We start from the raw sequence: 23,696 nt of genomic DNA on the forward strand, positions 1-23,696 counted from the left end.
AGTTTTGCTCTTGTCATCGGCCGTGGTCGTTAAAGTGGCTTTCTCGATGGTGAGTGTTCCATTCACTGTTACCAGCGTGTAGTTATCGGCTGCGCCTCCGTTCAGGGTGATGGCATAAGTACCCGCATCGCTACCGGCATCGGCTGTTGTGCTGGCAGTGGGTTGGGTGATGGCTGTTTCATCGTCTCCGTTCACAAAGCCTGCATAGCTAATAGTCAGGACTGGGTTGGCTTCACCGTAGGTCTTGCTCTTGTCTTCAGCTGTGGCTGTCAAAATAGCCTTGTTCACGGTCAGCGAACCGTTATTGCCGATCAGTGAATAGTTGTCGGCCGAGCCTCCGCTTAATGTGATACCGTAAGTACCCACTTCTGAGGTGGCATCGGCTGTTGTGCTGGCGGTGGGCTGGGTGATGGCTGTTTCATCATCTCCATTCACAAAGCCTGTGTAGCTGATGCTCAGGGTTGGATTTTCCTCACCATAGGTTTTGGACTTGTCATCGGCTGTGGCGGTGAGGGTGGCCTTGTTTACGGTCAATACCTGAGTAACGTCAGTGGCCGCTGAGTAGCTGTCATTGCCTGCCTGTGAGGCGGTAATGGTGGTTTCTCCTGCTCCTACTATGCTTACTGTACTGCCACTTACGGTGGCTACATTGGTATTGGAACTGGTGTAGGTCACCGTAAGGTTCGAGCTGGCTGTGCCGGTCAGCTCAAAGTCTTCATCACCATAGGTCTTGGCTTCTAGCTCATTGAATGTAATGCTTTGGGCTATTTTGCTCACAGGGCCTTGCAGGCTGCTTTCCTGAGCTGTGCCGAATACGTGCCCATCGCTTGGGGTCACTTCAAAACTAAAGTATTTACCTACATGGTCGCTCGTCAACACATAGGTGGTACTGGTGGCACCGCTGATGGCTGCTTTATTGTTGCCATTTGCATCATCGGCCATATACCATTGGTAAGTTGAGCCGCTTTCCGGGTCACTATTTCCATCAGTGAAGGTGTAGGTTCCCGTCAGGGTTTGGCCTACAATCAGATCACCGGTTATCTCTACGTTGGTAACGATGGGGGCTACATTCGGAATAACCGAGGAGCCAGTGATTTCGAAGGTAAATGGATTTTCATCCAAATCATTATTGGCAATGGTAACCGTAGCTGATTTGCTGCCTTCAGTTGATGGATCGAAGGTAACATCGAAATACGTGTAGTCTGCAGCATCGATGCTCGATGCTGGTTGAAGGGCCACAGTGAAGTCGGCTGCATCTGTTCCCGAAATGGTCACTTTTGGATCATTGGTCAGGTTCAACACTTTAGTGCCTTCATTCTTTATGGCAAAAGTCTTGGTGACATCTCCTGACTCAGGGTCTACTGTTCCAAAATCGGTAGTTTCTCCAGCTACTGTTATTTCAGCGCTTCCGGCACTTTTAGAGTCCTCTGCTTCAATAATAGTCAAGTTGCAATCCCCAAAACAAGTAAGCGACAGGGCTACTGCCAGTGCATCTCCTGATCCAGATTCTACACCTGTAAAAGCAGCTCCTCCACCTTGTTTGTCAAAGGAACCAGAGCCCGATTTTTGCAGTGAATAATTTAAAGACTGATCTGCCGCTTTATACTCCAATAGGAGAACATCTCCTATGGCATAACCACTTCCAAATGCACTTAAGGTACCATCTGAAAATTTCTCCCCTGTAGTACTTATATAGCCATATTCATTGGCTTGCTGCCCAATGTCGTGTGCTAGATCACCAAATATCTCTCCGTTGTCTTTTACCCGCACCAATCCTAAAGAAATTCCTTTTGAGCCTGGGAAAATTGTCAACGATTCAATCTGAATTTTCATACTATAATCATAAGCAGGGTCTATGATCATATTGGTAAGGAAAATTCTTGGCTGGAAATCGAATCCTGCCGTGGCCGTAGCACCACCTGAAACAAACTGGTAATCGATCTCGCAGTTTTCTCCACCTTCCAGTGCATCGCAGGTAACAGGCAAACAGTCCTGACAAATTTCAGAGTCCTCTATATTAGTATCGGTATTAATGAATACAAAACCATCAGTAGAACCGGAATTGTCTGGGTTACTCACCGCTATACTTCCTGAATTACCGGCACCGACCACTGCGGTCAATTCGGTATCTGAAACCACATTGAAGCTAGTGGCTGCCACTCCTCCAAAAGTCACCCCGTTTACTCCGGTGAAGCCCGTACCTGTGAGGGTCATGGTTCCTCCTTCTATGCCACGGGCCTGGTTAAATGCAGTAATCACAGGGGTTCCATAGCTTGCCAGTTGCAGAGAAGACTCTACTGCCGATCCGGCATGATAGGCATCGGATGGAGTAACTTCAAATGAAATGTACTTATTGGCATCGGCAACGGTGAGGCTATATTGATTAGAGGTTGCTCCCGCAATGGCCACTTTGCCAGTACCTCCCGCATCGTCAGCACGATACCATTTAAAAGTACTTCCTGCCTCGCCATCGTTCTCATCATCATTAAAGTCGTAAGTTCCGGTAATTACCTGACCTATTTCCATCGCACCTGAAATAGCTACATTGGTAGCATTAGGTGCATTGTTGATGGGGCCTTGCAGGGAGCTTTCTACCGCCACCCCGGCATACTTGCCATCGTTCGGTGTCACTTCAAAACTGAGGAACTTGTTGGTATCATCTATGGTAGTGGTATAGGTTTGAGCGGTTGCTCCGGCAATGGCTGTCTTGCCTGTTCCTGAAGCATCTTCCGATCTGTACCATTTAAAGGTGGTGCCACTTTCTGCATCATTATCAGGGTCAGTATAATTGTAGGTACCTGAAAGTATTTCACCCACCTGAAGTTCTCCACTGAATACCACATTGCTGGCTACCGCCAACTGGTTGAGCGTTATGGTTACTCCTGTTGCATCATCGGCCAGATGGTTGGAAGCCAGGTCGCTGATATTACCGGAGGTGGCCTGGTAGGTAATGACCAACTCCAGAATGGCAGTACTCAGGTCGTTAAAAGTGAGTATGAGTTGGTTATCACCCGCTGTGCCGTCTGAAATGGACGTTACGCTATAACTCTTATTGTCTTCAGCAGCCACGGTAAAGTTGCTGTTAACGGCACCTGCCACTTCTACCACTTCACTGAAAGTGATGGTAATTTGTGTGTCAGAATCTTTTGTGGCACTCACCAAGGTTGGTAATGTTGCATCGTAGGTCAGGCTCAATTGGGTGGCCGAATTATTGAAGTTACCGGCAGCATCTGCTGCAATACTATGGGCTACATCTACAGTTACTTCCCCGTCACCATCGGGCGTAATGGTAGCGGTATAAGTAGTACCTGAACCACTGAAGTTACTGGCCGAGCCATTGCCTACACTAATATCATCCACTGTGAATCCGGTCACTGCTTCATCAAAGGCGAAGGTAGCTGTAAAAGCAGCATTGATTGGGTCTTTGGCCGAAGTAGTAATGGTCAATGAAGGCGAAACAATATCGTTGAAAATACTAAACTGCGTGGCCGAAGTGTTGCCATTGCCCGCAGCATCGGTGGCTACATCAGCAACTATATCTACTGTTACGTTTCCATGGTTATTACCATTAATGGTGGCCGTATAGGTTGTTCCCGAACCACTGAATGAACCCGAAGCAATGGTTCCATTGCTCAATTGAAGGTCTGATGCTTCAAAGCCTGTCACGCTTTCACTAAAGGTGATGGTCACATCAAACTGACCTAAGACAGGCCCCGTAGAGCTGCTGCTGATTGTGACTGTAGGAACAGCTGTATCCACTCTTACATCGGCCTGGCCAGTATAGGATCCATTCAGTGAGGCATTATTACCGGCAGCATCAGCAATCACTCCTCCATTTAGCTCTATATTCCCCACAGTAACTCCATTGCTATCAGAGTCCCCGGCCAAAGTGGTATACCTAAATGTTAGGGTGGTGGTACCCGAACCACTTAAATAAGTAGCTGTCTTGTTCTGGCCTCCCATGGCGATGTTGATAGAAGGAGTTCCTCCGGAAGTTTCAACCACCACTGCTTCATCAAATTCTACGGTAATATCCATGTTCTGATTAAGGCCATAAGTTTTGCCTACAATGGAACCGGAAACTCTTGATGGTGCCGTTTCATCATTCGTAATGCTGAGTTGTGTGGCAGCAATATTGTTATTACTCGCTGCATCAATGGCCTTGTTGGCGGCAACATCTATTGTAACTGCACCATCGGCAGCCGGAGTTATGGTGGCCGTGTAAACGCTGGCACTCGAAGTTTGGAAATTACTGGCTGCACCGTTACCGACAGTGATATCGCCCACTTCAAAACCGGTTACGTCTTCAGAAAAAGTAAAAGTGGCTGTAAACGCTCCGCTTTGTGGGTTATTGGCATCACTTGAGATCGTTACGGTAGGAGCTGTTTCATCATTGGTTAAACTCAATTGCGTGGCAGCAGTATTGTTATTACCGACAGCATCGGACGCTTTGTCTGCTGCTACATTTATCGTTACCTCTCCATCGGCTGCCGGTGTTATGGTGGCTGTATACACGCTGGCGCTGGTGGTCTGGAAATTACTGGCAGTTCCATTACCGATCGTGATATCGTCAATCGCAAAGCCTGTTACGTCTTCAGAGAAGGTAAAGGTTGCGGTGAATGCTCCACTTTGAGGGTTGGATGCATTACTGCTAATAGTGACAGTTGGAGAAATATTATCGGCTTGCACAGTATAGCTTTCCTCGGTGCCAGGCGCCAAGTCGAGTAAGGCTTCTCCATCGGTTTGAGTACCCTCAAAGATATCTATCTTAAGATCGAAGGCACTATGGCTTCCGGAGTTGTAGCCTGTAAAAATCACGTGGCCATCTGCATAATTACCACTGGTAGAAGAGGAAAATGCATGGCTTCCGCTACCCGAAAAATTCGTCAAAACTATACTGTAGGTCTCGCCTTGAGTAAGCTGTGGTGGATCAGACAATTGTATGGTTTGTCCTGCCGCATCGGTACTGGCAGTGAATTCTACGGTTTCAGTTTTAAGTACAGTTGAACCTCCTGCGCTCTCATCACCACTGTGAATTTCCAGCGTTACCGTTCCTGCAAAACCGTGTTGTCCTGCTTCTGGAAACAAAGTAAAGGCCGTTAGGAAATTGTTGGTGGTGGCTGTAAAAGTCTGCCCTAATTTTGACTGGTTGAGATAATCATTCACCCCAGTCTGCTGAATGGTAGCGACTCCATTACTATAGCCAATTCCTGTAATATTGTTGGTGCCTGCTGTTCCATCGATACCTTTCACCTTCAGGCTCAATGTGCCATCCACATTATTCAAATTGTTAACCGTTACATCGTAAATGCTGGCATCTACTGCGTTTACCGAAGAGACCGCTCCACCTGCTGTTGAGCTGAGGGTAAAATCATCGGCACTGACATTGCGAACATTTTCGCTGAAAGTGACCCTAAAAACAGGTTCGGTACCGGCATTCACATTCGCAGTACCAGGTGTTTGCCTGGCTATGGACTGAACGGTAATTGCTGCTGGCACCTCATAAGCTGCACTTTCTACGGCATCTCCGGTATCAGTTCCATCCGAGGGGGTTACTTCGAAGCTAATGAACTTACCTCCATCGGCTAGAGTCAGGGTATAGGTGGTACCTGTTGCCCCAGCTATAGCTGCCTTATTGGTTCCGGATGCATCGTCTGCCCTATACCATTTAAAAGAAGACCCACTTTCGGTATCCGATTGAGGGTCGCTAAAATCATAGGTACCTGTCAATTGCTGACCTACGTTCAATGTCCCGGTAATGTCAACATTACTGGCTACCGGAGGATTAGAGATGGTGTATGTTTCATCAGTGGCAGGCAATGTGCTACCAAGTGCTTCACTCGGGCCAGAAGAAACAAAGAGTTTGAAATATAAATCTGCACTTGAAAGAGCGGATGCCTGATAAAGAATTCCGCCTGAATAACCAGCCCCTACCTGGGCCGAAAACCCTATACTGTTCGATGGAGCTCCCGGAATATTGACCCTCAGAGTATAGGTTGTTCCGGCCGTTACACTTGGTGGACTACTGAATGAATAGGTCACCTCAGTCTGTGCGGAAGTAATTTGTATGTTTTCAGTAGCTAACACTGTTCCTCCGTAACCTTCACCTGAGATTAGCTCTAATGTACCCGCTCCACTGTAACTATGACCTGAGCCTTTTTTTAATACCACATCTAACAAAAGACCAGAGTTATTGGGCCTGAAAGACTGACCAAAAACCGGTGAGTCCGTAATCTGGAGATCAGCCGTAGAGTTGGCGTCTAATTGGGATGGGATTTTAGCAATATTGTTGCTTCCTGATGCATCTACCCCTTTCAGGTCAAGATTGATAGTTCCGATAGAGTTAGTAATGCCCGTGACTTTTATATCATAAACGCTTGAAGAAACAGCTGTAACTGAAGACACTGTGCCATCTGCTGCGGCAGTTCCGCTCAAAACAAAATCATCAGTACTGACATAACGCACATCGTCACTGAAGGTCACTCTGAAAGTCACTTCATCTTCGCTTGTGGTGGCATCCGATGGTGTTTGACGTACAATTGAGGACACCCTCACAATTTCGAAAACCGGACTACTCTCTACCGGAGTACCTGCCTCAGTACCATCATTAGGGGTTACCTCAAAGCTGATGTATTTACCATCGTCATCGGCTACCAGGGTATATGTTTGGGCCGTGGCTCCTGCAATGGCCACTTTTCCGGTTCCTGAGGCATCATCGGACCTGTACCATTTGAATGTGGAACCACTTTCCGCATCACTGTCATCATCGGCATAGGTATAATTGCCTGTTAGTTGCTCCCCTAAAGCGAAAGTACCAGAAATACTTACATTGCTGGCTGTGGGAGCAGCATTTGGGACTACCGGAGCTTCCAGCATTATATTATTGAATATAGCTCCTTCAATACCGGGGACGCCACCATCGTAAAAGCCAGCTGTTTTCTGTCGTATTCTTACTTCATCGACATTTTCAAAGATGCTTGAACTCAAGGTAATACCAGTATTTACGCTTGACTTTGAAATAGATACTTCTTCGCTTACTACCTGGCTTCCATCTAAAAATCCCAGTATTTCTATATTGGCAATGTAATCATAGGTTTCTTGTATATCCAGACTGGCCAATTTAAACTCTGTTCCATTGTCGGTAGCAAATACAAACCATTGTCCATTCGCGCCATCTCCTGCATTTGATACATAGCCTAAACCATCTACCGCAGCATTACCGGCAATAACACTTCCATGTGCAAAACCTCTATTGAGGCTTGAACTAATACCTGTTAATGAAGCAAAAGCTGTTCCTGTACCATCATCCGTTATTTTAAGGGTGACATCACCAAAGTCGACCGTAGATTTTTGAACTACTCCGTCCGTATCGTAACCACCAGAAAACTCATCGGTTGGAAAACTTAGGGTATTGGGTACGAATGCATCAACATCACCTGCCAGCGTTGGTGCAGGAGCTGTACCATTAGTCTCTACAGCCCAGCCTTCATTGGGAGGCTTAGGGGAGTCCATGGGGTTGCTGTAAATGAGTTGGTTGCTACTGTTTAGTATCTCCCAAGATGACCCGTTTTTACGAATGAGATAGGCGGAAGATGTAATGGGGTTGTCATCACAATCGAAGCTTGAATAATATGTAGAGCTCCCTGAACTCTGATAGATAATATTCGCATTACTATCTCCACCATTATTAACAGATACCATGTTTTCTTGAGCCAACAAAAGCCCATAAAACATTACCAAACAAAATAGAATCAAACCTATCCTCAACATTCTAATAATCATTAGGTTACATATTGAAATTCACAGCTACCAAAGCAGGTTACGCTTAGCAACAAATAAAGAGATTCTCCATTTTCTGGAGTCGTAATGGTAAAGGCGGGGCCACTCCCTTGTGGAACAAATGCAGGGGTGCCCGCTTTCTGAACAGCATAACTAAGTTTATTATTAGGTGCGTCATATTCAATCAATATGGTATCTCCCACGCCATAAGCAGCACCAAACGCGGTCAGCGCATTATTACTAAACTTTTCTCCTGTTGTAGATAAAAAGCCATACTCATTGGCATTGGCACCAATGTCATGTGCCATGTCGCTAGGTAAAGTCCCTAAACCTATAGAGATTCCTTTAGACCCAGGGAATATGGTTAGGCCATCAATTCGAATTTTAATACTATATACCTGATTGGGATCATTTAACTCAGGTCCTATAAAAATTCTAGGTGTAAAGTCGAAACCAGCCTTTGCCACTAAGGTACCATCACTCCATCTTATTGCCGTTTGACATTGAGTTCCGGTATATAAGGAAACACAGGAACATACATCATCCGCCAGGCAAGTGCCTTTTCCATTACATGCATTTGCATCATCTGCGAGCGTACCAAAGCACTTTAAAGAATTACATTCAATATTAAGAGCCCTAACAAAAAACCTAAAAGGGCCATTGGAATCATTACTTTCAATAATCACTTCTGCAAAGGCCAATCCGAAACTGTGACTTGTATAATTGATCGTAAGATTGGCCGATTCATTAGGTGCCAAAGTTCCTTCAGCATTAGTGGTTATCTCAAAAAAATTCCTGTCGTCATCGAGTCTAATTTCCGAAATCACCAGATCAGAATTACCGGTATTAGTAAGCACAAAGGTTCTTTCAATCTGATTTTCATTCACTGAAACCGTCTTATTGTAGGTAATACCGAAATCGGTAAAGTTGGCTTCGCTTACAGTTCTAGAACCAGATGCAATAGATGCATTATTTCCTGCCAACTCTAGCTGAGGCTGAAACTCTTCTGTAAATGGAATTAGGAATACCGTGAAAACAAGGAGTTTATGTAGGATTTTCTTTTGGTTGGAAGACATGGCTGGCCTTGGTTTTATAACTCACAATTTGCTGATTGCTAAGAGCTCAGATAAAAAAATGTGCGTGAACAGCAGATTTTTGGGCGTGAATGTGGTTCATTCATGGTTCACGGTTTATTGTTCAAAGTTTGAAAGCTGGAGCTGCGAGCGGGGAGCATGAAGACGGAAGCAAGAGGCTTGCGGGGTCGAGAGCCGTTACTGCACCGCCAATACAAGGGAGTTGTGTTCGAAGTTTAAGATTTAAGGCTTAAAATGAAGACTCGCATCAATTACCTGTCATTGGTCAGTCTACTAATTCAAGCTCACATTCACCAAAACAAGTCAGGCTCAGCATTAAATGAAGAGATTTCCCTGGCCTGGCTATTAGCCCGGTAAATGCTTCTCCTTGTGGAAGAAACTCATGAGTGCCAGCCTTTTTTACAGCAAAACTCAGCTTGTTTTGAGGAAGGTCATATATAATGAGCACAACATCTCCTTCACCGTAGCCAATGCCGTAATCATTATGTACTCCGTTACTGTATAATCGCCCTGAAGATAGATAACCATACTCTCTGTCTATCTGACCAATATCATGAGCTAAATCTCCTGGCGGAGAAGAACCAACACCAATAGACACTTCAGTATCTTGGAACAAAGACAACTTATTTATGGCGACTTTAATTCGATAGACTTCATTCGGGTCAGTTAGTTCTGGCCCTATTGTTATTCTCGGAGAAAAATCATGACCAGCCTGCACCAGCGTATTACCATCGTTCCAGCGTATTGGTGTTTGACAGTTTGTACCCGCATATAACGGAGCACAAGAGCACGTATTTTGGCCAATGCAAGTTCCAAAAGAATTACACACGGTTGGGTCACTAGGTAATTTTCCAAAACATTTGGTCGAATTACACTCTACATTTTTGGCTCTAATAAAGAATCGGAAAGATCCGTTGGGATCATTACTTTCAATAACTACTTCTGCGAAAGCCAATCCAAATGCCCTACTATTAAAATTAATGACCAGCTCAGCCGATTCATTGGGAGATAGTGTTCCCACTGCGCTAGTTGTAATGTCAAAAAAGTTTTGTTCATCTTCCAGCCTTATTTCTGAAATTACAAGATTGCTGCTTCCACCATTGACGAGCACAAACGTCCTACTTAACTGCGTATAATCTACGGAGGCCGTTCTGTTGAATACAGTCCCAAAATCGGTATAGTTATCGGCACTAAAAGAGGAGTTGTTAGCCGCAATAGTCAGGAAGTTACCATAGACTTCTAACCGCCCATCCACTTTGGTTTCAACCAATGGAATCAGCAGGGTTATTAAAAACAGTAGTTTTGGAAGGTGTGTTCTTCTACTGATACGCATAATGTTTTAAAATTTATTGTTTAATAAAAATGCCCAAGTGTTGTTGGGTGTATTCAGAATTGTGCGCGAGTGGCAGATTTTTGGGCGTGAATGTGGTTCATTGGTGGTTCATGGTCTATTGAAAGCTGGAGCGGGAAGACGGAAGCATGGAGTTGGGAGCTGGGAGCGGGCTGCTGATAAGCAAGACCAATTGCAGTGAAGAGTCTCCAATAAAGTTGATGTGGAATGTGAGGGGCTAGGGGTGGAATGAGACGGAAGCGAGAAGACAGAAGACAGAAGACGGAAGACGGGACTATGAAGCCGGAAGCCAGGAGTTGGAAGCCAGGAGCCGGAAACAACCAGCAGTCACCAATAGTTGGAAAATGAAAACTCCAGAGATACGATTCCTCTCAAAACGGAGACAAATTCTCAATAGCCTAAATGGCTCCTAAGCTTTATTTTTAAACATCACTTGAAGACCTAATTCGACCGGGAAAAGTAACCCACAAGTTCTACATCTGGAGATTCAAAAAGCTGTCGCGGAGTAATAATGGTTTCTTCAATTGGTGTGCGCTTGATCTCCGGAATTGACCCCGGAAGCTGTATTTCTGGTTGAACGGAACTTACCATGAGTTGATCATCTAAAATAAGCTCGGGAGATTCAGTTAATGGCTCTACATGAATGGGATAGCCAGCATTTTTTAAACACATGGCTACTAAGGTAGAACAGGCAATCATATCTTTTTGGTGTCCTTCACTGTATTCGTTAATGAGTAAAGTAATCGCCACAATGACCGACTCAGCAATAAACCTATTTGGAATTTTATCCAGAATAATCTTTCGGATTTCTCCATCCTTATAACGCATGGAGCAAATCACTGCCAACATCCAGGCTGTTGAATAGGAATATTTAATTGAGCCATCATAGTAAAAATCGCTAATGGCTTTGTTGATTGTGTCAGTATCCAAATCACCTTTCCTTCGGTATACATAGAGTTTAGCCACCGAGTCTGCATTCAATGTCGATTCCAAAGTAGCTGCACCTATGCCATGACTTCCGGCCTGAACAACACAATCCATCACTTTTGGAAAGGTATTCTTGCCAAAATTAATATCTACATGCCCCCAAATAGCTGCATGATATATATTTCTGTAATTCTGCCCTTCTTTACCAGGATCAAACCAAGGAATAAGGTAAACCAGCAAATAGAATGCGGCTTTCTCTGCACCGTCCTCCTCCCAGGTTTTGAAAAATTTATCTAAACTAAAGTCGAAATTCTCAAAAATGAGAATGTCTCCTATTTGTAAATCACTTTTACTCATTGGTTGCATAGCATATTGATTTATAGTGGCCTAATTCATTGCAATGATCTTATCAAGCAGTCCGTCATCCGAAACAAAATCTAAAATAATCGTACCTACTCTCTTTTTTCCCCATTCAGGCAAATGTTCCTTTAGCCGATTGTTCATCCCCCCTTTGCCAATAGCAGTAGATCTAGGGTTATTTAAGTCAGGGACGCCTGGTGAAGTACCACTAGCAAAATTCCAATACCATACATTAGTACTTCCTTTGGCTGCTTCATTCAACAGTTTTTCAATATTATTCCATTTTTCATCATATCCGTTGAAATACGCCACTTTGTAACAATCCTGAACTCTAATCTTGCTAGGTGCCGTTTCTGAAGGAGCATCATCATTCAAAGTAAAGATGCTATCCCCTTTCCATCCATAGTAGGCTGGTATACCCAATTTACCCTCGAACCTACGAACAAGCACAATCTTGCCCCTAACTTCTTGCAGATTGGGGATAGTGTCTGCCACATACCAACGGTTACCTGCCCCATGCATGTAGTGTTCAAGAGTGACTTCAAAACTGCGCGTGTTGCCTTCATCTTTACAGGCATCGATTTCCCAAAATTTAGGATCGTCCTTACACTCTCTTTTAACCCCCATTACAATGGTCTCACTCGGATTTTCTACCAGAAAATCTATACACTGCTGCACAACATCTCCGAAATTGATCTTTTGATAAACAGATCCATGATGTATGGTGAAAACATTGTTGAGATGTCTGCATCGAATATCCATAAACCTCACACCCAAAATGAGCTGAGCAGCTATCGACAACTCCTGGCATTGGGTCATAAAACCTCCGAAAAGAGCACATGAGTCATGGGTGCCGGGCATATTAATTTCCGACAATTTCCTGCTTCCGTTAATCCTGGACATCCAATTGGCGTTTGGGAAGCTAGCTATTGCAACAGTTTGATGCTCCTTACAAGCACCAGCCAATTTCACTCCGTTAAATGAATAATTAATAGCCAGATGCTTGGTATGACCAGGGCTCGGGTCGCCAAACAACTTATTGGAAGCTGCTATCCTTGTCTCACCCTTATCAACCAACTGTTGAACCTTTTCAGTTACCACCAAAGCTGCATTTTTTGTCCCGTAAGCGGCCGATATAATTTTCACTTTGCTCATATCTGTGATTGAAAGGTGTCAGGAAAAAGTTACACGTTGACCTTCTTTACAGGCCACCGCTTTCGTTTGTCCGTTGACCTTGTAAACAGCTCCAAAATGTTTACTGTGACCTGGGCAGGGGTCATTAAACATATGATTATCAACTTCCAAACTATCCCCAGAACGGGTAATCAGCTTTTGAACCTTTGAGGTTACATCAAAGGTTTTGGTAGCTTCGCCATAGGCACCGTAGCAAGCACCAATTATACTTATTGAATTCATATTGTGTGTGTTTACTGATTAGCACAGTTTAAAATTGTAAAACACCCGGATACTGAATGGTTAAAGGTGCACCAACTCGCTAGAAATGTGCGCCAACTACTTGATTATGTGCGCCAAAAAGGTCGAAGGGAGGGCAAAACCACATTAGAGAGTTTGCAAGCGGTGTATCAGGTTGTCTTTGTAGGATTTACCCAAGGGCACCTCTTCTCCATTTATTGCAATGGTAAACTGAGAAAGGTCTATATCTTCTACCTTTTTAATGTTTACGATGTGGGAACGATGGGTTTGTACAAACTCTTGAGGATTAAGCTTATCGGCCAACTCTTTGAGTGACTGACGAATGACAAACTTCTTGTTTTCTGTATGTAGTATGCAATACTTGTCTTCTACAGAAACCCAAAGTATGTCTGTAATCATAAGTTTAACCAGCTTATTTCTCTCTTTTACAAAAAAGAAGTCTTTTGCCAACACCACATGCCTATTGTCTTCAAAGACATCTTCTTCGTGAGAAGTGGTATAAGCTCTAAGGGTGGCCAATTCCATACTTCTTTCGAGCTGCACCGGGTCAAAAGGCTTAATAAGGTAAGCACTGGGCACGGTTTCTTTGGCCTTATTGAAGGTATCTTTATCGTCATAGGAAGTAATAAAAATAACCGGGGTGGGTCTCTCGGCCTGAAAAATTCGAGCTAAGTCTATCCCCGACATCTCTCCTTCAATATTTATATCTAATAAAACCAGATCCGGCTGCTTGCTCCTAAAAAATTTGAGCGCTTTCTGACCTTCTTCTGCAATGCCAATGGTCTGATACCCCAACTCATCCACAAACATCTCGAGAGTGTCGGCATAATTGGGTTCATCTTCTACGATGAGTATGTTCATTGCTGAATGATCTGCTTTGGTTGACCATTAAAAATAATAATTCTGAGCAATTGGAACACGTACTTCTTTATGGGAGCAGTCTATAGGGCTGACCATTGGTAAACTACATTTATCCGCGAAAGGAAGGAAGCATGATTTGTTTCAGATTATACAAGCAGACAAAGGATTATTGATAAGTAACTAAATCTGTAGAACTAATATCTTCACCTGCCTACTGAGCTCATTTGCATTACCTTACCCATACCCTCAGCGGGCACTGAAATGGTGAAGATTGCGCCCTCTCCTTTGGCACTTTGCACCTGAATAGTTCCATGGTTTTGCTGAACAAATTCATTGACAATTTTTAGACCTAAACCGAAGCCCACCTCCCGGTTCAAACCTCGCTCGCTTTTGAGAGATGAGGTAAAAAGCTTCTTCTTCATCACGGAGTCCATACCAACTCCATGGTCGGTTACTTTTATTTCCGTTGTACCATTCTGCTCTTTAAGTTCAACCTCAATTACGCCACCTTCATGGCTAAACTTAATGGCATTGCTCAACAGGTTTCTGATAATGGTCGAAAATTTATTCTTGTCGGCATATACATGGGCTTCATTTTTAGCTACCCTTACGGTGAGCTTTTTCGATTCAAGCAAGCCTTCATAAAGCGCCAAATTTTCCTCTATGGTTTTGGAGGCATCGAAGTATTCTGGGTGATGCGGCACCCCTTCTGTTTGAGAAGCAGCCCAATGCAGCAGGTTATTGAGTAGATGGTTCAACTGGTCTATTGATCGATCGATTTTCCCACCCATCTCGAGTATCTTCTCTTGCTTTTCTTTACGAATGAAATATTCCAGCTTTTGACCCACTCCCTGAAGGGCAATCATGGGGCTGCGCAAATCGTGAGCAATTATGGAAAAGAACTTGTCTTTGCTGGCATTTAGTTCTTCCAGCTTGTGGTTCTGAAGACTGATCTTACGGTTGTTTTTTCTAATCTGTATAAACAACAGAAGTACTATAATTAAAAATACAGCCACTACAATCAGTCCAATGAGGTAGAGTTTTTGCCTTTCTTTCTCTGCGGCCTGTTTGAGCAAAAGTCCCTCTATTTCTCGCTCCTTCTGGGCGGTTTTATATTGTGTTTCCAGCTCAACCACCTGCTTGGCTTGCTCTTCTTCGAACAACGTTTCCAGATAGTTTATATACAGGTTATAGTAGTGAGTGGCTTTCACATACTTGCCCATGTCTTGATAACTGTCGGCAATGATTTTAGTAGCATCAACTTTATAAGTGAGAATGTTCATTTCTTCGGCCAGAGCCAATGCTTCCAGGGCTCGGTCTACAGCCTCAGAGTACCTACCGAGGTCCCAGTCGAGCCGAGCAATGTTGTTAAGCGTGTTAATGCGGGTACTTTCATCGGGAGCCATTTGCAAAGCCCGCTCATACAAGTCGAGGCACTTTTCATATTCTTTAGTAGCAAAATACAGCTCTCCGAGATCGTTGAAATTACTGGCGGCTACTCCTTCCAAATTAGCGGCCTGGCAAATGTCTAGTGATTGCAGCAGCAATTTTTCGGCTATCTGATGCTCTTCCTTCTGGTAATAGACCACTCCGAGCCGGTTGAGCGTAGCAGCAACTCCTAGCGTATCCTGAGCGGCTTCACAAATCTCCAGTGCCTTTTCCAGGTTTTCCAAGGCCGGGTTAAGGTTTTCTGCTGCCCGGTATATTTCTCCCAACACCCTAAAGTATCGACCATGAAATTTAGGTTCGAGGGTGAGTTCCGGAGTATTTGCCGTGCTCAAAAATAAATCCACCGCAACAGAGTACTCGCCCAAGTAGTAATGTCCTACTCCTTTATAAAAGTTACGCTTAGCATAAGATAAACCGCTTGCCGCCTGCTCACCGCCTTTCCAGTTTTCCAGAACCACTATGGAAGAATCGTATTTACCCAGAGAAAATAAACTGGCTCCGAGCCACAACCTTGCTTCATTTTCCAGAGCACCCCTGCCCAACTCACGGGCATTTTCAATCAGAATTTCGCTTACTGATCTGGCTTGTTGTGGATCCGCATCCACGATTAGTTTTACTCTGGCCAGCTCAAGTTGCAACAACTCCACACTGGTGGCTTGTCTGGCTCTGTGCAGGGCGTCCTGGCCGCTCAGGGAAAAAGAGAGACACAAGAGGAGAGTTAAAATCACTCCTTTGCACATTTCATAAGTAAAACATTTTAGCATTTTGGAATCCGAAGATTTCAGAGAGCTGTATTCAAAAAAATAGAATTAACGCTAACAGCCAACACATTAACCTAAAGGCAGATAGACCGAAAAAGTTGTTCCCTCAGAGACTCTTGAAGTTACTTCAAACCTACCTCTATTCAAATTTATAAATTCTTTGCTAAGTCGCAGCCCCAAGCCAAAGCCTTTCTCTCCCCTAACTCCAGCGGGAGAAATAAGCCTCTGCCCATTGAGTACTTCTCTAATTTTTTCATCAGACATGCCTACTCCCTGATCTTTCACCTGAAGTAAAAGCATTTTATCAGCTTGCATAGACCTGCACCAAATGGTGCTGCCTTCCGGGCTAAATTTGATGGCATTGCTTAGCAAGTTTCTGACTACGGTGGCCATAGTGTTTACGTCTACATAGGCCAGTACTTCCTCACTTACCTCGTTCATCACCTCTATTTCTTTACTGATTGCCAGCGATTCATAAAGACGAATAGTCTCTTGCACCATTTCATAAAGAGACACTTTTTCCGGATGGTAAGGAATACTTCCTTTTTGAGTGGTTGCCCAATTCAGCAAGTTATTGAGCAGATGGTTTATATGATCGGTAGAGTTATCGATTTTGGTGCCCAGCTCCAGGAGTTTCTCCTGTCTGTTTTTGCGAATGTAGTATTCCAGTTTCTGCCCAACACCTTGAAGGGCTACCATAGGACTTCTCAAGTCGTGAGCGATGATGGAGAAAAACTTGTCTTTAGTCTCGTTGGCTTCTTGCAAAGCTTTGGTGCGCTCCTCCACGGTTTTTTCAAGCAGTAGTTTTTGTTCTTCGAGCAAACTCAGCTTAAACCTCTCCTTTTCTATTTCCTGCTGCCTGAGTTCTTTGCGCATACGCCTTATTCTATCGGCCAGAGCAAGCGAAAGCAGGGTAACTTCCATGGCACCACCTAGTTCTACAGCAGTTAGTGTAAAAAAATTGGTGGGCAAAAGTCCGGCTCCATGAATGGTTCGGATGAGCACACCCAAAATGTAAGGCACCCAGGCAATGATATAAAAGAGAGCCGGCTTAAACCCCTTTCGGTATACGAATATACCTGCGACCAAAAGTGTTGGAAAGGAGAGCAACACCAACCACCTGGCAAAACCGTAAATTGGGTTAACACCAAACAGAGCACAAAGAACAGACATGAGTAAGCTCAAGCCACATATGAGCCACAGAAGTCGGTCCATTGAGCGACTAAAACTAGCCACATTGAGAAACTCTGCCGCAAAGCGACTGGAGAATGCCATGCTGATTCCGGCAAATAGTACATATAGGTTTCCGTCTATACCCTCATGCTGAGGCCACAGGTACTGCTCTCCAAGTCCATTGGTCGAAACCGTGGTGAGCATAGCAAAGGTGGTAGAGAATACATAGAGTAGATATACCCTGTCTTTGAGCGAAAGGTAGATGAAGAAGTTATAGAGAATCATAACTACCATTAGCCCATAAAAACTACCCAGCAAAAGACTTCTAAGGTCAGTATCGCCTTGAAAGGCAAGTGTCTGTTGGTTGAGATAGGGTTCTTCAAAAGACCCTATCGCTGTATAGGAAGTATCTTGCTGAACCTGAACTATAGAGTTTTGGGCAGGCGTTGGCTCAGAACCAGCCGATGCAAAATTTGGAAACGCCAGACACAGAAGAATGAAAAAAGGTAATGTGCTTTTAAAAAATGGGCTGGTACAGCTCATAACAGCCTTAAGTTAAATAAAAAACCCCGACCGGAGCCGGGGTTTATTGTTCGATTTATGATGATCACACACTAGCCCAAGACTTTTGCCCCGGCTCGTATGGAAGACATCCTTCGTATTTTACCGGAATGGGGTCATACGGCATAACCTCTTCCCCTACCAGTTCGCTGGTAAAGTAACTATAGAATGTAGAATCTACCACATTGGTAACGAAGTAGGTTTCTAAAAACTCATCGGTTTTTTCTCCCGGGTCGTTGAATGTACTTCTATAGCGTTTTAGTATATCCGGATTCTCATCGTACTTTTTAAAGTACTCGTTAATGGCCGCGGTTATTTGCTCGGTAGTGGCTTTGTTAAACTTCACATCCTGATTGGCATCGAAGTTCTTTACAAATACAGCCATTCCCCTTCTAAAGTAATCCGCCTCCTTATCAGTATTCAAAACAGATAAGGCCTGGTCGATATGGTTGGCAACTCCTGCCTCTGTTGCTCCCGGAGTTTCTGTTTTAGGACATATACCTTCACATATTTTCTCCAATTGAGCCGCTTCTTCAGGGGTAAGCAACACAGGCACCCAATCTACCTTGGGCTGAGGAGAACAACTTTGCAGAGCACCAAACAGTAAACTGCTAGAAAACAGAGCTGCTGATCCAAAACCTATATTTTTTAGTGCTTCTCTTCTTTCCATGGTTTAAAGTTTTCCTTTTTTCAATTGATCTACTGCATAATTGGCTGCTCTTGCGGTAAAAGCCATGTAAGTAAGCGATGGGTTTACGCAAGAGGCCGAGGTCATAAATGCTCCGTCTGTCATGAACACGTTTTTACAAGCGTGCACCTGGTTCCATTTATTGGTTACTGAGGTTTTCGGATCTCTACCCATTCGGGCAGTACCCATTTCATGAATACCCAAGCCCATGTTAGGCCCATTATCATACGTATACACGTTTTTGAAACCTGCAGCTTCAAGCATTTCGGCTCCTGCTGCGGCCATGTCTTTACGCATTTCGTATTCGTTTTCATGGAAGCTGCCGGCATCAAACCTCATTTGAGGTAGTCCCCACTGATCCAGGTTGTCATAATCCAGATACATGTAGTTCTTATGCTGCGGAAGCACCTCTCCAAAGCCCATAAAGCCCATGGTCCAGCCTCCTGGCTCCATCAAAGCATCTTTAATGTTGCCACCTACACGGCCTACTCTCATTTCGGCAATGTTACGACCCCATCCTTCTCTTGAAGCAGACCCTTGATAACCGTAGCCTCGCACAAAGTTTTTCATATTGGAGCTACCACCAAGATTTCGGAAGCGAGGAATGTAAATACCATTTGCTCTTCTTCCCTTGTAGTATTTGTCTTCGAACCCTTCTACTCTGGCACCGGCTCCAACTCCCAGGTGGTGATCCATTATATTATGTCCTAGTTCGCCACTATCGTTGCCGAGTCCGTTGGGGAAGCGCAACGATTTAGACTGTAGCAATATACCTGCCGAGGCAATGGCCGAAGCACAAAGGAAAATTACCTTGGCGTAGTATTCGGTAGACTCTTTGGTGTTCTGGTCTATGGCGCGAACGCCAATGGCTTTTCCGGTGCTGTCGTCATACATCACCTCATGCACTATAGCATCGGTCATTACCGTAGCATTACCTGTGGCCACAGCAGCCGGCAGGGTAGAAGAAAGGCTGGAGAAGTAACCTCCATAAGGGCACCCTCTCATGCATCGGTCTCTAAAAAGGCATTGGCTTCTCTGACCCGGGTTTTTATGATCGGGATAGGCCTGATTTAGCGGTTGGGTGAGGTGTGCGGTTCGGCCAATGGTTACCCAACGATTGTTCCACTTACTCTCTACAGCTTTTTGGAAGTGCTGCTCTACGCAGTTCATTTCCATTGGGGGTAAAAACTGCCCGTCAGGCAACTGCTTAAACCCTCTGTTTTCGCCACTTACTCCTATGTACTTTTCCACATAGTCATACCATGGTTTAATATCTGCGTACCGTACAGGCCAGTCTACCCCGAAGCCATCTTTGAGGTTGGCTTCAAAGTCTATATCGCTCCAGCGATAACTCTGGCGTCCCCATGTAATTGATCGTCCACCAAGGTGATAACCTCGCATCCAGTCGAAGCGGGTATCTTCCTGATAAGGGTGTTCACTGTCCTTCACAAAAAAATGCCTATGGGCTTCAGCGGTGGTGTATCCGGTACGGTTTTGTTTCGGATAGTCTTTTTCAATCACCTCTCTGGGTGTTCTGCCTCTGTTGGGCAAGTCCCAGGTGTCCATAGTAGCAGTATGATAGTCCTTAATGTGCTCAATCTTGCGGCCACGCTCAAGAACCAGTGTTTTCAGGCCGTTTTCGCTCAGCTCTTTGGCTGCCCAGCCTCCACTAATTCCTGAACCCACCACAATAGCATCGTAGGTTCTCTCCTGCTTTGCTCGTAGGTTTAAATTCATCGAATTACTCTTTAGAATGTCAACTAATTTTTCATACAATCCAGCGCGAAAGTGGATAGACGAGTAATATAGGGAGAATGGATTAAAAAAAATAGAATGGTGGTATCTCAGGTGAGATTTGCAGGAGAAGAGGCAATGAAAAAGCCCTGCGAAGTGGCAGGGCTTGAGTTCTTTTAATATTCGTCTTCGTTAAAGAAGAAATCTTCTTTGGTAGGATAATCTGGCCAAATCTCTTCTATGTTCTCGTACGGTTGGCCGTCATCTTCGAGCTCTTGCAGGTTTTCTACCACCTCTAAAGGAGCCCCTGAACGAATCGAAAAATCGATCAATTCATCTTTTGTGGCCGGCCAAGGTGCATCCTCCAAATACGATGCTAATTCTAGTGTCCAGTACATCTCTCTTTTTTTTATTGGCGTGCAAAAGAATAGAATAAAAATTTAAAATTCAAACGCTAACCGTCAATTTTTCAGAATACCATGATAATCAGCCAAATAGATGCCCTAAGAAGCCTTTTTTGCATCTTTAAGCTGACTAAGTAAAGCTCTTTTTATGGCTACTTTCTCTTTTTGGTCGGCCAACTTTCGGTCTAGCAGTGAATCTAGCCCACTGGCTGTATTGAATTTGACCACGTTTTCTTCAAAAGTTTTCAGCTCGGTGGTATCTCTGTAAAGTAGGTCTTGTAAAAGCTTAATTCTCAAGGTTTCTCTCTCACCTTCGTTCATTCCTTTACGCGCCTTCTTATTTAACAGGCGGTCTAAGAACTGCTTCTCACCGATAAGCATGGTTAGCTTTCTATATTCAGTTTGAAGCTTTTTATTGGCCTCCTTTCCCGGAAAACCAATCGACTTCCACTCCCCCTGAATTTTTCTAAGTTCAACTTTAGGCACCAGCTCTTCACTATGCTGTCTCAACCTTTCCACAAGTGCCTCTTTGAGTTTTCGGCTCTCTTCCGGTGACTGCCCCGACTGCTGCTTTGCTTTTCTCAGAGAATCTTTCAAGAGCTTTTGAAATTTCTCCCAAAAAGCGGAGTGACTGTCGGGCTTAATCTTACCCAGTTCTTTCCATCTCTTTTTTAAATCTCCATGCACCGCCCGAAGCTTATGAGCTGGCGTTTCAGCAAGCTGCTTGGCAGCCTGATTCAGAAAAGCCTCATAGTCAGCCTCTTTTTCGATCATCATTTTCTCCAAATCGGCATAAAAGGCTGCCCTACGATCAAAGAAATCGCCTACCAACTGTTTAAACTCCCCCTCAATTCGTTCGCGGTGTTCTACTTCTACAGCTCCGGTTTTCATCCACCGCTGCTGCACATCCTTAATAGCCTCGGTAGCCGACTTCCATTCATGGCTGGCCGCAACCACCCTAAGCTCCTCCAACAGAGCTGTTTTAATCTGTAAATTTTTATGCCGGTTTTGAGCAATGTATTCATTAAGTTCAGTCTCCAACTGTTCCAGTGCATGGTACAGTCCTTCAAAGTCGCCCAGTGCATCTACATTGCCAAGGCTCTCTTTCAGGTTAATTACCTTTATTAAGAATGAGCCTTTGTTGGCGTGCTCCTCCACTTTAGACTTTACATCTTCTACCTCGCTAACAATGGCTTCAAACTTTTGTGTGAAGTATTGTATGGTTGCCTCTTCGCTTTCCTTAACTGTTCCTATCTCTCTTTCAGGAAAATCAAGGAAGCTCTTTCTGTAAACCTTTCCGTCTTTTATGTAACCGTATTCCACTTGAGATAACTATGGTACTTTAAAGTGGCCGAAAATAAGTAAATCAATCAAGAGCACTTCTATCGAGCTTAATTTTTAGCATATTTGAGCCAAAATTTCACACTATGAGTGACCAAAAGATCATCTTTTCAATGGCGGGAGTCAGCAAAATCTATCCGCCTCAGAAACAAGTTCTTAAAAATATATATCTGTCTTTTTTCTACGGTGCCAAAATTGGCGTACTCGGTTTAAACGGAGCCGGAAAGTCTTCTCTGCTGCGGATAATTGCCGGAGTAGATAAAAACTACCAGGGCGAAGTAGTCTTCTCGCCCGGATATACCGTGGGCATGTTGGAGCAAGAGCCACAGCTAGACCCGGAAAAAACGGTAAAGCAAGTGGTAGAAGAAGGTGCCGGTGAAGTGATAAAACTGCTTCAGGAGTTTGAAGAAATTAATTTGAAGTTTGCCGACCCAGCGGTTTTGGCCGATGGTGATGCCATGAATAAGCTTATTGAAGACCAGGGACGGGTACAAGAGCTACTGGATCAGCACAATGCCTGGGATCTGGATTCACGACTGGAGAGGGCTATGGATGCGCTGCGCACACCTCCGGCCGATGCCAAAATTGCCAACCTCTCTGGAGGAGAAAAACGAAGGGTGGCCCTTTGCAGGCTGCTTATTCAGGAGCCGGATGTTCTCCTGCTCGATGAGCCAACCAACCACCTCGATGCCGAATCGGTTCACTGGCTAGAGCAACATCTCAAGCAATACAAAGGAACAGTGATAGCGGTAACCCACGACCGTTACTTCCTCGATAACGTAGCGGGCTGGATTCTTGAGCTTGACAGGGGTGAGGGTATTCCATGGGAAGGCAACTACTCTTCCTGGTTGGAACAGAAGCAGAAGCGTTTGGCCGATGAGGAGAAAACAGAATCTAAGCGGCAAAAAACCCTTCAGCGCGAGCTCGAATGGGTACGTATGTCTCCCAAAGGTCGCCAGGCCAAGGCCAAAGCCCGATTGAGTGCCTATGACAAACTGGTAAGCCAGGAAGGACGCGAAAAAGAAGAAAAACTGGAGCTTTACATTCCTCCGGGGCCCCGACTGGGTGCTAAGGTTATCGATGCCAAGGGAGTGAGCAAAGCGTTTGGCGATAAGCTGCTTTATGAAAACCTGGACTTCTCGTTGCCTCAAGGGGGAATTGTGGGAATAATTGGCCCCAACGGTGCAGGTAAAACCACACTATTCAATATGATCACCGGTAAAATTGAGCCGGATAGTGGCACTTTCGAAGTGGGTCCAACAGTAGAAATAGCCTATGTAGACCAGGAGCATACCAAGCTGGACCCCAACAAAACTGTGTGGGAAGTGATTTCTGAAGGCAACGAACTTATTAATCTTGGTGGAAAACAAATTAATTCGAGAGCCTATGTGAGTCGCTTTAATTTTGGCGGAAACGACCAAAACAAGAAGATTTCGGAACTTTCCGGAGGTATGCGCAACCGGGTGCACCTGGCATTAACCTTAAAGCAGGGTGCAAATTTATTGCTGCTAGATGAGCCAACTAACGATTTGGACGTTAATACTTTGAGAGCCCTGGAAGAGGGCTTGGAAAACTTTGGCGGATGTGCCGTAATTATTTCGCACGACCGTTGGTTCCTGGATCGTATTTGTACGCACATTCTAGCCTTTGAGGGCAACTCACAGGTTTACTGGTTTGAAGGCTCTTATACCGAGTATGAAGAAAACCGTAAAAAACGCATGGGCGATACTGAACCAAAGCGCATTCGCTACAAAAAGCTAGGCTAAATTGAAAAAAAGT

General features: G+C 44.5%; 14 protein-coding genes. 1 reads left to right on the top strand and 13 read right to left on the bottom strand.

The window, feature by feature from the left end; translation table 11 throughout:
- From B3763_RS09845 to B3763_RS09905, 13 genes are all read right to left on the bottom strand, one after another.
- Nucleotides 1-7,701, bottom strand: a 7,701-nt coding sequence (locus B3763_RS09845) for an Ig-like domain-containing protein (protein ID WP_286746085.1), incomplete at its 3' end; no start/stop codon positions are given.
- An 80-nt stretch (nt 7,702-7,781) separates the two neighbouring features.
- Nucleotides 7,782-8,762 (bottom strand): DUF1573 domain-containing protein, encoded by a 981-nt coding sequence (locus B3763_RS09850; protein WP_286746086.1) that lies wholly within the window; start codon nt 8,760-8,762, stop codon nt 7,782-7,784.
- Nucleotides 8,763-9,138: 376 nt separating this feature from the next.
- Nucleotides 9,139-10,206 (bottom strand): hypothetical protein, encoded by a 1,068-nt coding sequence (locus B3763_RS09855; protein WP_286746088.1) that lies wholly within the window; start codon nt 10,204-10,206, stop codon nt 9,139-9,141.
- 459 nt (nt 10,207-10,665) lie between these two features.
- On the bottom strand, nt 10,666-11,508 hold the full coding sequence (locus B3763_RS09860; protein WP_286746089.1) for a hypothetical protein: 843 nt from the start codon (nt 11,506-11,508) through the stop codon (nt 10,666-10,668).
- Nucleotides 11,509-11,538: 30 nt separating this feature from the next.
- Nucleotides 11,539-12,666, bottom strand: a complete 1,128-nt coding sequence (locus B3763_RS09865) for a phosphatidylinositol-specific phospholipase C domain-containing protein (protein ID WP_286746091.1) — start codon at nt 12,664-12,666, stop codon at nt 11,539-11,541.
- An 18-nt stretch (nt 12,667-12,684) separates the two neighbouring features.
- A complete protein-coding gene (locus B3763_RS09870; RefSeq protein WP_286746093.1) occupies nt 12,685-12,927 on the bottom strand; it encodes a hypothetical protein in 243 nt (80 codons plus the stop codon).
- A 144-nt stretch (nt 12,928-13,071) separates the two neighbouring features.
- Nucleotides 13,072-13,806, bottom strand: a complete 735-nt coding sequence (locus tag B3763_RS09875; RefSeq protein ID WP_189628138.1) for a LytR/AlgR family response regulator transcription factor — start codon at nt 13,804-13,806, stop codon at nt 13,072-13,074.
- A gap of 203 nt (nt 13,807-14,009) precedes the next feature.
- Entirely contained in the window at nt 14,010-15,995 is a 1,986-nt protein-coding gene (locus B3763_RS09880; RefSeq protein ID WP_286746096.1) for a tetratricopeptide repeat-containing sensor histidine kinase, read from the bottom strand.
- Between the two features lie 90 nt (nt 15,996-16,085).
- Nucleotides 16,086-17,732 carry a sensor histidine kinase gene (locus B3763_RS09885; RefSeq protein ID WP_286746098.1) on the bottom strand — a complete coding sequence of 549 codons (1,647 nt, stop codon included), beginning with the start codon at nt 17,730-17,732 and terminating at the stop codon, nt 16,086-16,088.
- A gap of 64 nt (nt 17,733-17,796) precedes the next feature.
- A complete protein-coding gene (locus B3763_RS09890) occupies nt 17,797-18,420 on the bottom strand; it encodes a gluconate 2-dehydrogenase subunit 3 family protein (protein WP_286746100.1) in 624 nt (207 codons plus the stop codon).
- 3 nt (nt 18,421-18,423) lie between these two features.
- A complete protein-coding gene (locus B3763_RS09895; RefSeq protein ID WP_286746101.1) occupies nt 18,424-20,175 on the bottom strand; it encodes a GMC oxidoreductase in 1,752 nt (583 codons plus the stop codon).
- 173 nt (nt 20,176-20,348) lie between these two features.
- Entirely contained in the window at nt 20,349-20,570 is a 222-nt protein-coding gene (locus B3763_RS09900) for a DUF2795 domain-containing protein (RefSeq protein ID WP_090257868.1), read from the bottom strand.
- A 105-nt stretch (nt 20,571-20,675) separates the two neighbouring features.
- Nucleotides 20,676-21,899, bottom strand: a complete 1,224-nt coding sequence (locus B3763_RS09905; RefSeq protein WP_286746105.1) for a DUF349 domain-containing protein — start codon at nt 21,897-21,899, stop codon at nt 20,676-20,678.
- Nucleotides 21,900-22,003: 104 nt separating this feature from the next.
- Between B3763_RS09905 and ettA the strand changes: the two genes are divergently transcribed.
- Nucleotides 22,004-23,683, top strand: a complete 1,680-nt coding sequence (gene ettA, locus B3763_RS09910) for an energy-dependent translational throttle protein EttA (protein WP_189628145.1) — start codon at nt 22,004-22,006, stop codon at nt 23,681-23,683.
- The last annotated feature ends 13 nt before the right edge of the window (nt 23,684-23,696 follow it).

Source organism: Roseivirga sp. UBA1976 (assembly GCF_002336325.1).
GTDB classification, from domain to species: Bacteria; Bacteroidota; Bacteroidia; order Cytophagales; family Cyclobacteriaceae; genus Roseivirga; species Roseivirga thermotolerans.

Coding starts and splice junctions, on each gene's coding strand:
- B3763_RS09855 (WP_286746088.1), bottom strand. CDS start 10,206: ATGCGTATCAGTAGAAGAACACACCTTCCAAAACTACTGTTTTTAATA.
- B3763_RS09860 (WP_286746089.1), bottom strand. CDS start 11,508: ATGAGTAAAAGTGATTTACAAATAGGAGACATTCTCATTTTTGAGAAT.
- B3763_RS09865 (WP_286746091.1), bottom strand. CDS start 12,666: ATGAGCAAAGTGAAAATTATATCGGCCGCTTACGGGACAAAAAATGCA.
- B3763_RS09870 (WP_286746093.1), bottom strand. CDS start 12,927: ATGAATTCAATAAGTATAATTGGTGCTTGCTACGGTGCCTATGGCGAA.
- B3763_RS09875 (WP_189628138.1), bottom strand. CDS start 13,806: ATGAACATACTCATCGTAGAAGATGAACCCAATTATGCCGACACTCTC.
- B3763_RS09880 (WP_286746096.1), bottom strand. CDS start 15,995: ATGTGCAAAGGAGTGATTTTAACTCTCCTCTTGTGTCTCTCTTTTTCC.
- B3763_RS09885 (WP_286746098.1), bottom strand. CDS start 17,732: ATGAGCTGTACCAGCCCATTTTTTAAAAGCACATTACCTTTTTTCATT.
- B3763_RS09890 (WP_286746100.1), bottom strand. CDS start 18,420: ATGGAAAGAAGAGAAGCACTAAAAAATATAGGTTTTGGATCAGCAGCT.
- B3763_RS09895 (WP_286746101.1), bottom strand. CDS start 20,175: ATGAATTTAAACCTACGAGCAAAGCAGGAGAGAACCTACGATGCTATT.
- B3763_RS09900 (WP_090257868.1), bottom strand. CDS start 20,570: ATGTACTGGACACTAGAATTAGCATCGTATTTGGAGGATGCACCTTGG.
- ettA (WP_189628145.1), top strand. CDS start 22,004: ATGAGTGACCAAAAGATCATCTTTTCAATGGCGGGAGTCAGCAAAATC.